This is a genomic window from Vogesella urethralis, from assembly GCF_007644045.2.
Taxonomy (GTDB): Bacteria; Pseudomonadota; Gammaproteobacteria; order Burkholderiales; family Chromobacteriaceae; genus Vogesella; species Vogesella urethralis.
In genome coordinates, this window is the sequence record NZ_VMDW02000118.1 from 143,060 (window position 1) to 158,264 (window position 15,205).

The 15,205-nt window shown below is 65.2% G+C and carries 13 protein-coding genes; 5 read left to right on the forward strand and 8 right to left on the reverse strand.

Translation table 11 applies throughout. The features are described 5' to 3' along the window. Positions 1–159: 159 nt before the first annotated feature. From FLQ03_RS15450 to FLQ03_RS15465, 4 genes are read left to right on the forward strand one after another with little or no spacing between them, the layout of a single operon-like run. Positions 160–1,722, forward strand: coding sequence for a leucyl aminopeptidase (locus FLQ03_RS15450; RefSeq protein ID WP_144371783.1), 1,563 nt, complete (start codon positions 160–162; stop codon positions 1,720–1,722). Continuing rightward, a complete protein-coding gene (locus FLQ03_RS15455) occupies positions 1,709–2,134 on the forward strand; it encodes a DNA polymerase III subunit chi (RefSeq protein WP_144371784.1) in 426 nt (141 codons plus the stop codon). The genes FLQ03_RS15450 and FLQ03_RS15455 overlap by 14 nt, the downstream gene beginning before the upstream one ends. Next, positions 2,131–4,140 (forward strand): hypothetical protein, encoded by a 2,010-nt coding sequence (locus FLQ03_RS15460; RefSeq protein WP_144371785.1) that lies wholly within the window; start codon positions 2,131–2,133, stop codon positions 4,138–4,140. Before FLQ03_RS15455 ends, FLQ03_RS15460 begins: the two co-directional genes overlap by 4 nt. Next, complete coding sequence (locus tag FLQ03_RS15465) at positions 4,133–4,693, forward strand: cob(I)yrinic acid a,c-diamide adenosyltransferase (RefSeq protein WP_144371786.1); 561 nt, start codon at positions 4,133–4,135, stop codon at positions 4,691–4,693. The genes FLQ03_RS15460 and FLQ03_RS15465 overlap by 8 nt, the downstream gene beginning before the upstream one ends. A 58-nt stretch (positions 4,694–4,751) precedes the next feature. On the opposite strand, the gene FLQ03_RS15470 is transcribed toward FLQ03_RS15465, so the two are convergent. Then, positions 4,752–5,939 carry an EAL domain-containing response regulator gene (locus tag FLQ03_RS15470; protein ID WP_170252444.1) on the reverse strand — a complete coding sequence of 396 codons (1,188 nt, stop codon included), beginning with the start codon at positions 5,937–5,939 and terminating at the stop codon, positions 4,752–4,754. 139 nt (positions 5,940–6,078) lie between these two features. Between FLQ03_RS15470 and FLQ03_RS15475 the strand changes: the two genes are divergently transcribed. Continuing rightward, positions 6,079–6,621 carry a hypothetical protein gene (locus FLQ03_RS15475; protein ID WP_144371788.1) on the forward strand — a complete coding sequence of 181 codons (543 nt, stop codon included), beginning with the start codon at positions 6,079–6,081 and terminating at the stop codon, positions 6,619–6,621. 53 nt (positions 6,622–6,674) lie between these two features. On the opposite strand, the gene FLQ03_RS15480 is transcribed toward FLQ03_RS15475, so the two are convergent. Genes FLQ03_RS15480 through trkA form a run of 7 tightly spaced genes read right to left on the reverse strand, consistent with a single transcriptional unit; the run spans position 6,675 to position 15,076 of the window. Continuing rightward, positions 6,675–7,808: a PrpF domain-containing protein gene (locus FLQ03_RS15480; protein WP_144371789.1), complete on the reverse strand. Its 1,134-nt coding sequence runs from the start codon at positions 7,806–7,808 to the stop codon at positions 6,675–6,677. Continuing rightward, positions 7,805–9,031, reverse strand: a complete 1,227-nt coding sequence (locus FLQ03_RS15485) for a multifunctional CCA addition/repair protein (protein ID WP_144371790.1) — start codon at positions 9,029–9,031, stop codon at positions 7,805–7,807. The genes FLQ03_RS15480 and FLQ03_RS15485 overlap by 4 nt, the downstream gene beginning before the upstream one ends. Next, positions 9,031–9,969: a complex I NDUFA9 subunit family protein gene (locus tag FLQ03_RS15490; protein ID WP_144371791.1), complete on the reverse strand. Its 939-nt coding sequence runs from the start codon at positions 9,967–9,969 to the stop codon at positions 9,031–9,033. The genes FLQ03_RS15485 and FLQ03_RS15490 overlap by 1 nt, the downstream gene beginning before the upstream one ends. Positions 9,970–10,027: 58 nt before the next feature. Then, a complete protein-coding gene (locus FLQ03_RS15495; protein WP_240802288.1) occupies positions 10,028–11,857 on the reverse strand; it encodes a lytic transglycosylase domain-containing protein in 1,830 nt (609 codons plus the stop codon). A gap of 2 nt (positions 11,858–11,859) precedes the next feature. Next, positions 11,860–13,314: a TrkH family potassium uptake protein gene (locus FLQ03_RS15500; protein WP_144371793.1), complete on the reverse strand. Its 1,455-nt coding sequence runs from the start codon at positions 13,312–13,314 to the stop codon at positions 11,860–11,862. Further along, positions 13,311–13,703: an SMU1112c/YaeR family gloxylase I-like metalloprotein gene (gloA2, locus tag FLQ03_RS15505; RefSeq protein ID WP_206211002.1), complete on the reverse strand. Its 393-nt coding sequence runs from the start codon at positions 13,701–13,703 to the stop codon at positions 13,311–13,313. The genes FLQ03_RS15500 and gloA2 overlap by 4 nt, the downstream gene beginning before the upstream one ends. Positions 13,704–13,705: 2 nt before the next feature. Beyond that, positions 13,706–15,076 carry a Trk system potassium transporter TrkA gene (trkA, locus tag FLQ03_RS15510; protein ID WP_144371795.1) on the reverse strand — a complete coding sequence of 457 codons (1,371 nt, stop codon included), beginning with the start codon at positions 15,074–15,076 and terminating at the stop codon, positions 13,706–13,708. Between the last annotated feature and the right edge of the window lie 129 nt (positions 15,077–15,205).

Sequence of the window (15,205 nt, forward strand, 5' to 3'; positions counted from 1 at the left end):
CCGTTTTTGACAATTCGTCAAAAGGATAGTGATAATTGGAAAGGTTAACCTGAATGGTTGTCGGCCAGAAAATCAAGGCTTGCCGGCCGTTTGCCGGTGGGCCAAAAGCCTGCCGGGTAATCTGTCTTGAAGTAGCAAACACACATGGTGGAGCGTTTCATGGAGTTTAACATTAAAAGCGGAAGCCCGGAAAAACAGCGCGTCGCCTGCGTTGTGGTCGGGGTGTACGAAACCCGCAAGCTGTCTTTTGCTGCCGACCTGCTCGACCGCATCTCGAACGGTTTCATTACCGATGTTCTCAAGCGCGGCGATATGGACGGCAAGCTGGGCACCACCCTCGTTCTCCATTCGGTACCGCATACCCTGTGTGATCGCGTGATGCTGGTGGGGCTGGGCAAGGAACGTGACTTCCGTGCCAAGGAATACCGCGAAGCCATTCGCGCGTCGGTCAAGGCGCTGTCGGCAACCCAGTCCAACGAAGTGGTCAGCTATCTGTCCGAACTGCACGTGAAAAAGCACGACGTGGAATGGATGGTAGAGCAAGCCACCGTGGTTACCCTGGACGCACTGTACCGTTTCGACAAATTCAAGTCGCGCCAGGACGATGTGCGCGAGCCGCGCAAGATGACGCTGGCCGTGCCGCGTCGCAGCGACCTGACCGATGGCGAGCGCGGCTTGCTGCGCGGCCAGGCCATCGCTGCCGGCATGAAGCTGGCCAAAGATCTGGCCAACGCTCCGGGTAACGTGTGCACGCCGAGCTATCTGGCGGAGGCCGCCCGCGACATGGCGCTGGCGTTTGGTGCCGAGGCCGAAGTGATGGGCCCGCAGCAGCTGGATGAACTGAAAATGCACTCTTTCTTGTCCGTGGCCAAAGGCAGCGACGAGGAAGCCCGCTTTGTGGTGCTGAAGCACTTTGGCGCCAAAGACAAGAATGATCGTCCCATCGTGCTGGTGGGCAAAGGCCTTACCTTCGACTCCGGCGGCATTTCGCTGAAACCGGGCGAGGGCATGGACGAGATGAAGTACGACATGGGCGGTGCCGCTGCCGTACTCGGTGCCTTCCGTGCCGCCGTGGAAATGAAGCTGCCGCTGAACCTGATCTGCGTGGTGGCCACCTGCGAGAATATGCCGTCCGGTCGCGCGCTGAAGCCGGGTGATATCGTTACCTCCATGTCCGGCCAGACCATCGAAGTCCTGAATACCGACGCCGAAGGCCGCCTGGTACTGTGCGACGCGCTGACGTACGTCGAGCGCTTTAATCCCGCCACCGTGGTAGACGTTGCCACATTGACCGGCGCTTGCGTCGTGGCACTGGGCCACATCGCTACCGGCCTGTACAGCAACCAGGACGGCCTGGCCAAGGAGCTGTGGGCTGCCGGTGAAGAGGTAGGCGACCGTGCCTGGCATATGCCGCTGTGGGACGAGTACCAGGAACTGCTGAAGAGCCCGTTTGCCGACATGGCCAACATCGGTGGTCGTGCCGGTGGCAGCGTGAGCGCCGCCTGCTTCCTGTCGCGCTTTGCCAAAGCCTACGACTGGGCGCATCTGGACATCGCCGGAACTGCCTGGCGTGGTGGCAAGGACAAGGGCGCTACCGGTCGCCCGGTGCCGATGCTGGTGCAGTTCCTGCAAGACCGTGCCGACATCGCGCTGGGCAATGTCGTGCGCCGTGGCCGTCCGCGTCGTGAAGTGGTGGAAACCGTCGACGATGACGCGGATTGATTTTTATACCGGCGTGGCCAACGGGCAGGCATTTGCCTGCCGGGCAGCCCAGACGGTGTATCGCAAGGAAGAACGGCTGCTGGTCGTTCTTCCTGATGACCAGGCGCTCCAGGCTTTCAGCCGGGCGCTTTGGTCATTTGGCGATACCAGCTTTCTGGCCCACAGCCGCTGGGACGCCGAAGAGGCTGCCCAGTCACGCATCTGGTTGTCTACACACTTTGACGTACCGGCCGGCCCCACGGTACTGTTGAATCTGGGCGAGGCGCAGCCGGGAGACCCGGCCCGTTTTGCCCGCATACTGGAAGTGGTCAGCCAGGACGAGGCCTCCAAGGCCGTGGCGCGACAGCGCTACCGCCGCTACCTCGACCTCGGCTTCGAAATTCAACATCACGACATGAGTGATGCCGCATGACAAACCCATCCCCCGACAATGCCTGGAATGCACTGGACCTGCCGGTGCTCACCGATGTGGTAGAGGTTGAAGCCCCTGCCACGGAGGTGCCGGTTTACGACTTTACCGCCGAACTCGACGCCCTTGCCCAGGCTGTGCCTGCCGACGAGGTGCCCGAGTTGACCCTGCCGCCAGAGTTGACGCTGGACGAGGTGCTGGGTGACGAGACGGAACTGGACGGCGACGGTGTGACCACCAGCCAGTTGATCGAGCGGCTGCCCTCCCTGGATCTGGAAGTGGATTTGCCGGCAGAGCTTTCGCTTGACGATGTATTGCCCGGGCTGGAGCCATTGCGCCGCGATGACGCCCCGGTGCCAGAGGCCGACTTCGCTTTCTCGCTGGAAGAAGAAACGCCGGCACCTGCTGCCGCAGACGGGCTCAGCGCCTTGTTTGCCCGTGCCAGCTTCGAACCCCTACCGGCTGTTGCCGCTGCCACGGAACTGAGCGTGCCCCTGGCCGAGCAGGCCAGCGTGGATAGCCTGGCCGCGCAGCTGGATGATTTTGACGTGGCCGCCGACATGCCCGAGCTGCCTGGCGATGCGTTTCTTAGCAAAGCAGACGAGCAGGCGCCGCTGGCCGAAGTGTTTGCCGCCGATTCGCGCGATGACGAATGGGCTGGCACTTGGGAGCCGCCGCAAACGGTCGAGCCGCCGCTGTTGAGCGCCGATGACCTGGAACAGCCGCCGGTAGCGGCCTGGGAGACAGCTGCCGAGAGCGCGCCGCCCCCTTTGCTGCCAACAGACGCGCCGCAGCCTGCGCCGCTGGTGGTGGATGCCGGCGATGAGTACCTGCTGGCAGTGCCTGAGCTGGTCGATGCAACGGCTACCGCACAGCCGGTCGAGGCACCGGATGCCGATCTGCTGCCGTGGGAAAGCAAGACGCTTGAGCCTGTTGCCAGTGCGGCCAACCTTTCCCTGTCTGTCGATGACATCCTGGCCAGCCTGCAGGCGCCGCCGGTGGCGGTGGAGGCTGCCAGCGCAGACCCGGCGCCAGTAGACGACCCCGGTTTGCCGCCGGCAGAAGCCTGGCTGGACCCGCTGGCGGTTGACACCCCGGTAGATACCGCCCCGGAAAACAGTGCCATTACCCAAGAGGCAGTCAGCCCGTCACCGCTGCTGACGCTCTGGGCAAGTGAGACCGCGGCCGTTGCTGAAGCGGTAGACGCTGCGCCCGACATGCCGCTGCTTGCTCCGGCTGACGAGCCGGCGGTGCCGGTGATCGAAAACCTGGCCAGCGCACCGTTGCAGGCCATCTCGCTGGATAGCCTGCCCACCGGCGTGCTGGGGGGCGGCTTGGGTTTGGCTGCCGCCGCAGCCGCGAGCCCGGCTGCGGCGCTGGGTCAGCCGGCGGCCACCCTGCCAGGCGGAGGCGATTGGCAGCCGCGCCCGGCGTTTGACGCCGGCGACAAGGAAGTGGAGCTGGCTTGGGCGCGCGATCTGGGCGCGGAGCCACCGCTGGATCTGGACGAATTGCCGCCGGCCCAGACCGAGCCGGTAGCGCAGCCGGTGATTGCCGAGGTAATTCGCGTGCGACGCACGCATTCTCAGCCCGAGCCGATACCTGCCGCTGTGGATGCGGCACCGCCGGCCAGCCCGCTGGTCGCCGCCGCCTCAACTGCCGCCGTAACGTTGGCCGCAGCGCTGCCAGCGGACGATATTCACATCGAAGCGGTTAGCGAAGCCTTGCCACTGGCCGTGCCGGCCGCCGCTATGGCGCCAACTGCTGCACCGGGCCTGGATGAGGAAGCGCTGATCGACGCGCTGTACGCACGCGTGCTGCCGCGCATGAAGGTGGAGCTCACGCTGTGGATGCAGGATGCTTTGGAGCAGCAAGCCAAGCAGCTGATGGCCGGGGTGATGAAGCAGCTAAAAGAAGACTTTGACATGATGCTGGCCGAGTCGCTGCGCAGTTCGCTGCGCGAGGCGCTGGATGAAGCGGCCAGCAAGCAGGAGCCAAAACATGAGTGACCGTTTGTCCAGCATCATTACCCGCAGCGGCGATGAGGGGAGTACCGGCCTTGGCGACGGCAGTCGCGTGTCCAAGAATGCCGACCGTATCCATGCCTTGGGCGACGTGGACGAGTTGAATACCATCATCGGCTTGTTGCGTTGCGAAACGTTACCGCAAGCGGTGGATGCTTTTCTGGCCGAGGTGCAGCACGACCTGTTCGATCTGGGTTCCGAGTTGGCCGTGCCCGGTTACCAGGCCTTGCAGGCCGCCCAGCTCGGCATGCTGGAGCAGCAGGCTGCGGTGTGGAACGAGGCGCTGACGCCGCTGAAGGAGTTCATCCTGCCGGGAGGCTGCCGCGCCGCAGCCGTCGCGCACCAAGCGCGGGCCGTTTGCCGCCGTGCCGAACGCAGCGTGGTGGCCTTGGGGCTGTTTGAGCCGATGCCACCGCTGCCGCGCCAGTATCTCAACCGGTTATCTGACGTGTTGTTTATCCTGAGCCGCCACCTGAATGTGGCTGCCGGTGTGCCGGATGTCTTGTGGCAGCCGCGGCGCGTGCCGGCGGCGCAGTAAGCCTGCCGCCCGTTGCACAAAAAAACGGCCCTTGCGGGCCGTTTTTTCTTGTCTGCGTTCAGGCGCGTGCCTGGCCTTGTTTTTCGTAGTCAAGGTGTGCCGCCAGGTCAGCCGATGCCACCGGACGGGCCAGGTAAAAGCCCTGCAGCTCCAGGTCCGGGTAGCGGCCTTGCAGGTAGGCCAGGTCGTGCGGGTTATCAATGCCCTCGGCCACCATCCGTAACTTGAGTTGACGACCGATCTGGATGATGCCATCCAGAATGCTCTGCGTGCGGTGCGCCTGATGGATGCTCTTGATCAGCGTACGGTCCAGTTTCAGCTCGGTAATCGGCAAGTCTTTCAGCTGTTCCAGGTTGGTGTGGCCGGCGCCGAAATCGTCCAGCGACAGTTCGAAGCCGCGCATGCGTAGCCGCAGCAGCGCTGCCAGCGTATTGCCCAGGTTCTGGAAAGCCATGGTCTCGGTAATTTCCAGCACGATCTGTCGCGGCGCAATTTGCCGCTCTTCCACTTCCTTGATCAGCCAGTCGAAAAACTCGGTATCGTCCAGCAGGCCGCGAGACAGGTTGATCGACAGGCGCAGGTCGTGTGCCCACGGATTGCGGCTGAGCAGGTCCAGGCTGGTCTGCACGATGCGGCGGGTCAGCAGCACGATAAAGCCTTCGTGCTCCAGGCGGTCGATGAAGCTGGCCGGTCCCAGCAGGCCGTACGCCGGGTGCTGCCAACGCGCCAAGGCCTCTACTTGTACCGCCCGCTGATCGTGCTGGCTGTAAATAGGCTGGAAGTAGGCGCAAAACTGGTTATGGGCCAGGCCGGTAAAAATCTCGGAGAGCGGTATCGCGCGCTCGGCGGTGTTGTTGCCGTGCCGGTTCAGCAGTAGTTGCTGCACCTCCTGCAGGAAGTTTTCTACGTCAATCGGCTTGGCCAAGTAGGCGATATTGGAAAACCCCAACTCTTCCGCAGCCCGCATGCAATTGGCCAGCAGATCGGGTACGTGGCCGCTCAGCAGCAGCAGCGACGGCACATGGATATGGCGGGACAGCTCCTGGACCAGTTCAATGCCGTCCATGCCTGGCATGTTGATGTCGGTAATCACCAGGTCCAGGCGCTCCACCTTGCGCGCCAACTGTGCCGCCCAGCGGCCATCAGACGCTTCGTGTACCTCAACGTCCGGCAGGGTACGGCACAGTGCGGCCAGTGCTTCGCGCTGACTGGTACTGTCTTCGGCGATGAGGATGTGGCAAGGCATTCCGGCTCCCTCCTGCGATAGTTCAATATAAGCATGTACCATAGAATCTTGCCAATATTCTATATGCATGCACTTGCAGTGGTCTCGGTATTGCACAGCTGTGGCACAATGCGCGCAGTTTCTTTCCAGGCCATGCCCGATGAACAAAACCGCTATCCAACAAGCCATCACCGAGGCGCTAGCCTCGGGGCGCAGCAAGCAAGCCGTATACGATGAACTACAAGCCGTTGCGGCCAACCCTGGCCAGCTGGCCTATCTGCTGGCGGCCAGTATCAGCCCGGCCCGGCAGCAACAACTGCAGGCCAAAATGCACACCCTGGTGGCGGTGATGCTGGGCTTCACCTTGCTGTCCCTGGGTATCGGCTACAGCGGCGGTACGCTAAGTGGCGGGCAGGGTGGCCTATGGATGGCGCTCTTCAGTGCGCTGGTGCCAGCGGCTTTTGCGCTGGGTTTTGCGCGCTGGCTGGCGGCGGCCTTCAACGTGTATATCCTGTACGCACTGATCCAGTTGCCGCAGCTGTTGTCGCAGCTGTCACAAGGAGGCTGGGCCGTTGTGCAACTGGTGATGACGCTGCTTACCTTGTTACTGACCTGGCATCTGCGTGGCCGGGCTTTTCCTGACTTCACGCCGATGGCCATGCCGCGTCGTAATGCTGAAGGCCAGTTTGTGTTCCGCGACTAAGGCTCAGTGTGCTTGCTCACAGGCGGCGTAGTGCTCGGCGTTCGCCGCCTGTTTTATTTCGACCCAGCCTCACCAGTACACGGGACGTACAAGGTGCCTTGCATCAGCGGGCGGGCGTGGCGGGTCATGACTACTTCGGCAATCTGCCAGCTGCGGCCTTGGCGCTGCACGATGGCTTCCAGTGTCTGGCTGCCGCCGGCGTGGGCAAAGGTGAGGGCTTGGCCGCGTACCGGGGCGCCGCACAGTTCGGCCACCAGCGTGTTGTTGATGGCGGCGGCCGCGGCCAGCGCGATGGCGCCGGTACCGGTGTAGGCGTGGTGAAGGCGGCCCATCGATACGATGCGGGCGGTCAGGGCACAGCCGGGCTGGCTGGCGGGGGACAGGAAGCTGATTTTGGGTGTGGCCGGGTGTTCGCGCTGGATGGTGTCGGCGTCCGGCCCCAGTTTCATCTTCACCGCGCCGGCGCAGCGCGCCCATTCCAGTTTTTGCTGCTGTTCGGCGTTGAGGGCGTGGCCGGTTTCGTCGCCGCGCAGGCCCAGGTCCGCCGCGCGCACGAATACGGTGGGGTTGCCGGCGTCGATCAGCGTGGCGTCCAGCGTGCTGCCGTCGGGCAGGGTAAGCGTGTCGCGCGGGCGGCCGGTGGGGAACAGCTTGCCGCTGGCGCCGCCGGCCGGATCGAGAAAGCGTAGCCGGATGGGGCCGGCCGAAAAGGCGATGCCGTCCAGCAGATAGTCGCCCCACCATACCGGGCGGCCATTTTGCATTTGCAGCTCGGCGATGATCTTTTTGCCGATATTGGCCTGCCAGATGTGGACCGCCACCGGGCCGTTGGCCGGTGCACCGGCGACTAGCTGCTGCATCAGCGCAAACACCGGTACGGCGGCGCTGAGGTTGCCGCAGTTGCCGGACCAATCCACCAGCGCGTCGGCGATGGCCACGTGGCCGAACAGGTAGTCCACGTGGCAGCCAGGTTGTTGCGAGGGGCCGATGATGACGATCTTGCTGGTGCTGGAAATGCCGGTGCCCAGGCCGTCCAGCTGGCCGCCGTACGGGTCGGGGCTGCCCAGCGCACGGATCATTAGCGCCTGCACGCGGGCCGGGTCATCGGGTAGCTGGTCGGCGCGGAAGAACAGGCCCTTGCTGGTGCCGCCACGCATCAGCGTGGCGGGGAGTGTGGTAAACGTCATGCCGGGTGCGGGTAGGTTTTCTTGGCCTGGGCGATGGCGGCCACGCGGGCGGCGTCCACGGCCTGGGCGATGTTTTTCTTGTCGGGGCAGGCTTTGGCTACCGCGCCGGCGTCCACCGCCTGGGCGGCGGCCAGCATGGCGGCCAGGTAGTCGGCCTGCGGGTAATCGCACTGTTCGAAGTGCAGGCGGCCACGGGCGTCGGCCACGCAGGCGGCCAACAGCTGGGCAAAGCGCTCCGGCCGCCGCAACGCGTCGCAGTCGCGCAGCAGGCCCAGCACGGTGTCCGGGCGTAGCTGGAAGGCCGTGTGCACCTTGGTGTGGTACAGCGCGGTGATGCGAGCCAGGTCGCGGCATTCGGCGGGCACGCGCAGCCGTTCGCACAGCGCCAGCAGCGGGGCTTCGCCACGCGGTTCGTGGCCGATGTGGCGCGGCAGGATGTCGGCCGGGGTGCGCGCCTTGCCCAGGTCGTGCATCAGCGCGGCAAAACGCACCGGCAGCGGCTGGTTTTGGCTGGCGCTGTAGTCCAGCACCCGCATCACGTGGTCGCCGGTGTCGATTTCCGGGTGATAGTCGGCCCGTTGCGGCACGCCGAACAGCGCGTCCACTTCGGGCAGTAGCCGCGCCAGGGCGCCACAGTCACGCAAAGTCAGCAGCATGCGCGACGGGGTGTCGGTCATCAGGCCTTTGGCCAGTTCCTGCCACACGCGTTCGGCCACCAGCGCGTCCACCTCGCCGTTGGCCACCATCTGCTGCATCAGCGTTTGCGTTTCCGGCGCCACGGCAAAGCCGAAACGGGCGGCAAAGCGCGCCAGGCGCAGGATGCGTACCGGGTCTTCTGCAAAGGCCGGGCTGACGTGGCGCAGCACGCCGGCCTGTACGTCGGCCACGCCGCCGTAGGGGTCGATCAGCGTGCCGTCGTCGTCCTGGGCGATGGCATTGATGGTGAGGTCGCGGCGGATCAGGTCCTCTTCCAGCGTGACGTCGGGCGCGGCGTGGAAGGTAAAGCCGTGGTAGCCGCGGCCAACCTTGCGCTCGGTACGCGCCAGCGCGTATTCCTCGTGCGTGTGCGGGTGCAGGAACACCGGGAAGTCCTTGCCTACCGGCTTGAAGCCGCGGGCCAGCATGGCGTCCGGCGTGGCGCCTACCACCACCCAGTCACGGTCCTTCACCGGCAGGCCCAGCAGGCGGTCGCGCACGGCGCCGCCAACGATATAGCACTTCATCAGCGGGCGGCCCTGGCGCGGTAGCGGTCCAGCGTCAGGTTGCTTTCCTGCTGGCCGAGGTAGAACGGTGCCACGGCTTCCAGCGCGGTGGGGGCAAAGCCTAGCAGCGCGGCGGGGAAGGGCTGGTCGCTGACGTTGTCCACGCGCAGCGAGCGCACGTTGTCGGCGCTGAGCAAGGCCGGGCCAGGCAGCAGGCCCAGCAGCGTGGCTTGCAGCATGGCGGCCCATTCCGGCAGGCCGACGATGGTACGCGGGTGGCCGGACAGGTTGGCCGCGTAGGCCACCAGCTGGCGCAGCGTGTAGACGCCGGGGCCGGCCAGGTCCAGCTTGCGGCCAACGGTGGCCGGGCGCGCCAGGCTGGCGGCGACGGCGCGGGCGACGTCGTCCACCCACACCGGGGCAAAGCGGGTACCGGCGCCGCCAATCGGCAGAAAAGGCGCTGTTGTGGCCAGCTTGGCAAACATGTTGAGGAAGTTGTCGCCGGCGCCAAAGATCACCGACGGGCGCAGGATGGTGTAATCCAGGCCGCTGGCTTCGATCAGCCGTTCGGCCTTGCCCTTGGTTTGCTGGTAGTCGCTGGGGGCCTGCTCGCTGGCGCCCAGCGCGCTGATGTGCACCAGGCGGCGGATGCCGTTGGCGTGGCAGGCGGCCACGATTTTTTCCACCAGCTGCACGTGGGCGTGTTCGAAGGCAGCGCGGCTGCCATGCAGGATGCCGACCATGCTGATCACGGCGTCGTGGCCGGCCAGTAGCGCAGCCAGCTGCGCCGGGTCGTGCACGTTGCACTCGCGCAGCTCGGCGTGTGGCAGCGGGATCAGCGTGGCCTTGTGGCGCTCGCGATTGCGGGTGGCCAGCGTCAGTGCATGGCCGTCACGGGTGAGGTGTTCTGCAATGTGGCTGCCGACGAAACCGGCGCCGCCGATGATGGCGATTTTCATTGTTCACTCCCAGGTAGTTCGGGCCGCTGCGTGGCAGCGGCGGTCATGCTGTAGCGGGTTAGCGCGGCGGAATGACGCCCAGCCGGCCTTTCAGCGTGGCGCTGCCCTGGCGGAAGGCTCCGGCGTAGTACACCGCGTTGGCCATCACCTTTTGCACGTAGTCGCGCGTTTCGGTAAAGGGGATGGTTTCGGTGTAGATGGCGCCTTCCAGCGGGCGGCTGGCTTGCCAGCCTCGTGCGCGGCCTGGCCCCGCATTATAGGCGGCGGTCGCCAGCACCGGCTGCCCTTGCAGGGTGTCCAGCACGTGGCGCAGGTACCAGGTGCCCAGCCGGATGTTGTCGTTGATGTCGTTGATCTGGTAGCCCGGCAGGCCTATCTTGCCGGCTACCCACTTGGCGGTGGCCGGCATCAGCTGCATCAGGCCGCTGGCGCCGACGCCGGAGCGCGCCACGTTCAGGAAGCGGCTTTCCTGGCGGATCAGGCCGTACACCCAGGCCTCGTCGATGTCCAGTTGCTGGGCGTAGCTGCGGGTAATGTCGCGGTAGGGGGCCAGGTAACGCAGGCTGAAATCGTGGCTGTCGCGGGTGCGTTCGGCGGCGTGGATGGCCATGTCGTACAGATTACGCTGGCGGGCGAGGTCGGCGGCGGCCAGCAGCTGCAGGTCGCTGCGCTCGCGCAGGGCCCAGCGCCATACGCGGCGGCCTTCTTCACGCCATTCGGCACGGTTGCTGCGCTCGGCCAGGTCGAACAGGGCCATGGCCTGGGCAATGCCGGGGTCGGCGGCTACGGCGCGGCTGGTGGCGTCATCCACCACGATCTTGGCCGGCGGTGCTTCCAGGGTGACGCCCAGCTCTTCCTTGGCCAGCAGGCCGTAGTAGCTGTGTTCGAAACTGGTCTTGACGAAGACCGGCATGGCTTCCGGCACGCGGCCCAGCGCTTTCACGGCGCGGGCGCGCCAGTATTGCCAGGCCGGTTTGGCGGCCAGCTCGGCCGGCATGGCGTTGGCGATCTGCTCCACGCGGGCCCAGTCTTCCTGGCGCAGGGCGGCGCGCAGCCACCATTCCCATTGCTCGTCGTTCAGTTGCGCCGGGTCGGCCTGGCTGTAGGCGTCCAGTGCGGTGGCCATGTCCAGGCGGCGGGCCGCCAGCAGGCCCAGCTGGCCGTAGACAAAGCCACGCTGCGCCTTGTTCAGCTGGCTGTTGCCGGCCAGTTGCGCCAGTGCGCCGCCCAGGTCGCTTTTGCCGCGCGTTACCAGCGCCTGCGCCTGCTGTTCGGCGCTGCCGGGGCGGAAGAAGCTGTCTTCCAGGTTGGCCGCAGCTGCCAGGCGGCGGGCAGTGGTGACAAAGTTGCCGGCGATCAGCAGGCGCAGGCGGGCCTGGGTTTGCGCGCCATCCAGCAGACCACGGCTGGCCTGGGCGTCGATCAGGCGGTTGCAGCCATCGGCCAGGTTGCCGGCCAGGTAGCTGCGGTCGGGTTTGAGGCTTTGCTGGTTTTGCAGCGTGGCCAGGCTGACGAAGCAGGCGGTTTCGGCGTCGCGGGCGTTATCGGCCAGTACCGGCGCGGTTTTCAGCAGCTCGTCCCACTGCCCACGGCGGCCCATGTCTTCCAGCAGTTCGTTGAGGGTGCGTTCCACCAGATAGCCGCTGCGGTAGCGGTTGACGAACTGGCGCGCGGGGTTGCTGTCGCCGGCTTCCAGCGCTTTCAGGCTAAGCCAGTAGGCCGGGTAGGCGTCCAGTGGGCCTTTGTCGGCCTGGCCGGCCAGCGCGTACAGCGCGTTGGTATCGCCCTTGCGGTAAGCGTCGCGGGCGTCGAATAGCTGGCTGTCGCTCAGCGCGTGGCTCAGCAGCGGTATCAGGGCGAAACCCAGCAGGGAGAGTCGTTTTTGCATGGTCATTTTCGCCAGAAAGCAGGGGTAAACAGGATCAGGATGGAAAAAATCTCCAGCCGGCCCAGCAGCATGGCAAAGCTGCAGACCCAGGTCTGGAAGTCGTTGAGCGCGGCGTAGTTGCCGGCCGGCCCCACCTGGCCCAGCCCCGGGCCCACATTGTTGATGCAGGCCAGGATGGCGGTAAAGGCGGTGAGGAAGTCCAGCCCACTGCCGATCAGCACGAAGCTCAGCAGCACCACGCTCATGAAATACACAAAGATGAAGCCCAGCACCGAAAACGCAATGCGATCGGGTATGGAGCGGCCACCGATGACCAGCGGCAGGACCGCGCGCGGGTGCAACAGGTTCCCCATTTCGCGCAGGCTTTGCCGTGTCAGCACCAGGGTGCGGATCATCTTGATGCCGCCGCCACAGGAGCCGGAGCTGACGGTAATGCACGACAGGAACAGCATCCACAGCGGCACCAGGATCGGCCATTGCGCGTAGTCGACGCTGGCGTAGCCGGTGTCGGTGGCCACCGATACCAGGTTGAACGCCACGTGCCGCAAGGCGGTGGTAAAGTCGTACACGCCTTGCCACCACAGGTAGAGGCTGGTCAGCAATACACTGGCGGCCAACAGCCCCAGCACATAGCGCGCCTCGATATCGTGCCAGTAGCTGCGCAGCGACTTGCGCTGCCAGGCGGTGAAGTGGGTGGCGAAGTTAAGCGCCCCCAGCAGCATGAACACGATCAGGATGGCCTCGATCAGCAGCGAGTCGAAATAGCCGACGCTCTGGTCATAAGTGGAAAACCCGCCCAGCGCCACCGCAGTAAAGGCGTGGCACAGTGCGTCCAGCGGCGTCATGCCGGCCAGGTACAGGCAGACAAAGCAGATCACCGTCAGCGCGCTGTACATATACCACAGGTTCTTGGCGGTCTGGCCGATGCGCGGTGCCAGCTTGGTTTCTTTCATCGGGCCGGGGATCTCGGCCTTGTACAGCTGCATGCCGCCAATACCCAGCATCGGCAGTACAGCCACCGCCAGCACGATGATGCCCATGCCGCCCAGCCAGCTGAGGAAGTGGCGCCAGAAGTTCATCGCCGGCGCCAGCTGCTCCAGCCCTTGCAGCGTGGTGGCGCCGGTCGTGGTCAGCGCCGACATCGCCTCGAAGAAGGCGTCGGTAACGCTGAGCTTGGGCAGGTACAGCCACAGCGGCACCGCTGACATGGCGGTAAAGCCCAGCCACAGCAGGGTAACCAGGATGAAGCCGTCGCGCGGCTTCAGCTCGCGCTCGAAACGGCGGGTGGCCAGCCAGCTGCTGCTGCCGATCAGCAAGCCGGCGCCGGCAGAATGCAGGAAGTGGCGCCAGGTGCCGTCCTGGAAATACCAGGACACGGCACACGGCACCAGGAACATCACCGCCGACAGCAGGATGAGCTTGGACAGCACATGGATAATGGGCAGCAGCTTGCTCATGCTGGCACTTCGTACAGCTCGATCGGCAGGCCGTCGGGGTCGGCCAGGAAGGTGAAGCGCCGCTCGGTGTACTCGTCTACCCGTACCGGTTCACAGGCTACGCCGCACTGCGCCAGGCGCAGGATGTCGGCGTCCAGGTCGGTGGTGGCCAGTGCCAGGTGGCGCAGGCCGCAGGCTTCGGGGCGGCTGGGGCGGGCCGGCGGGTTGGGGAAGCTGAACAGCTCGATCTGGCAGCCGTCCGGCAGCGCCAGGTTCAGCTTCCACGAGTCGCGCGCCTCGCGATAGTGCTCCGACACCAGCGTGAGGCCCAGCGTGTTCAGGTAAAAATCGCGCGAGCGCGCGTAGTCGGCCGCAATGATGGCCACGTGGTGAATGCCGCGAATGCTCATGCTCAGAAGAATCCCAGTTTGACTTGCGTGAGTTTTTCGATCTGCCGCACGCGGTGACGGCCGTGCACAAAGATGATCAGGTGGTCTTCGGCCTGCAGCACGGTATCGTGGTGCGCCATCAGTACCTGGCCGTCGCGCAGGATGGCGCAGATATTGCAGCCGCGCGGCAGCTCCAGCGCGTCAATGCGGCGGCCAACCAGGCGCGAGTTGTGCGCGTCGCCGTGGATGATCACCTCCAGCACCTCGGCGCGGCCGCGGCGTACCGGGTGTGCCGCCACCACGTCGCCACGGCGCAGGTGGGCCAAGATGGAACCGATGGTGGACAGGTAGGGCGAGATGACGATGTCGATGCGGTTGCCTTCCAGCAGGTCCACGTAGCTGGCGCGGTTGACCAGCGCGATGACGCGGCGGGCGCCCATGCGCTTGGCCAGCAGCGTGGACATCAGGTTGTCTTCGTCGTCGTTGGTCAGCGCGCAGAAAGCGTCCATTTCATCGACGTTTTCTTCTTCCAGCAGCGCCTCGTCGGTGGCTTCTCCGTGCAGCACCAGCACGCCCGGCAGGTTTTCCGCCAGCCAGCGCGCGCGCTCGGCGCGGTACTCGACAATCTTCACCTCGTAATCGTCTGCCAGTTGCCGCGCCAGCCGGTAGCCGATATTGCCACCGCCGGCGATCATCACCCGTTTCACGGCTTTTTCGCTGGGGCGCAGCTCGGCCAGCATGGTGGGAATGTCGGCGCGGGCGGCCACAAAAAACACCTCGTCGCCTTCCTGGATGACGGTGCCGCCATCGGGCTGCACCAGGCGGTCGTCGCGGTAGATGGCGCAGATGCGGCAGTCGGTATCCGGCATGTCTTCGCGCAGTTGGCGCAGTGGTTTGCCCAGCAGCTTGCCGCCTTGCTGCGCGCGCGACACCACCAGCTGGGCGCGGCCCTCGGCAAAGTCGATTACCTGCAGCGCACGCGGGTATTGCAGCAGCCGTTTCAGGTTCTGGGTAACGATCTGCTCCGGGCAGATGGCGTGCTCTACCCCGAACTGCTCCAGCACCGGCAGCTCGCCGTCCACGTAGTCGGTAGCGCGGATGCGGGCAATGCGGGTGGGGATGTTGAAATGGCGCTGCGCCAGCGCACAGGCCAGCAGGTTGGTTTCGTCGCTGCGGGTCAGCGCCAGCAGCATTTCGGCCTCGTCGGCGCCGGCGTGGCGCAGCACGCCGGGCAGGGCGGCGTTGCCGGCGACGGTGCGGATGTCCAGCCGGTCTTGCAGCACCTTCAGCAGGTTCGGGTCCTGGTCGACCACGGTAATGTCGTTGCCTTCGTCTACCAGGTTTTCGGCGACGCTGGCGCCTACCTGGCCGCCGCCCAGTATCAGTATCTTCATGCGCTATCGCAGTGGGTGGGTGTGGCCGGCATTTTACGATGTATCAAGTCTGCATATCGAGCCTTGTGCAGTGTGTGAAAAATTGGCAACGCAGATGGCGCCGGCGCCGGCTTGGCAAGTGGCTGATTT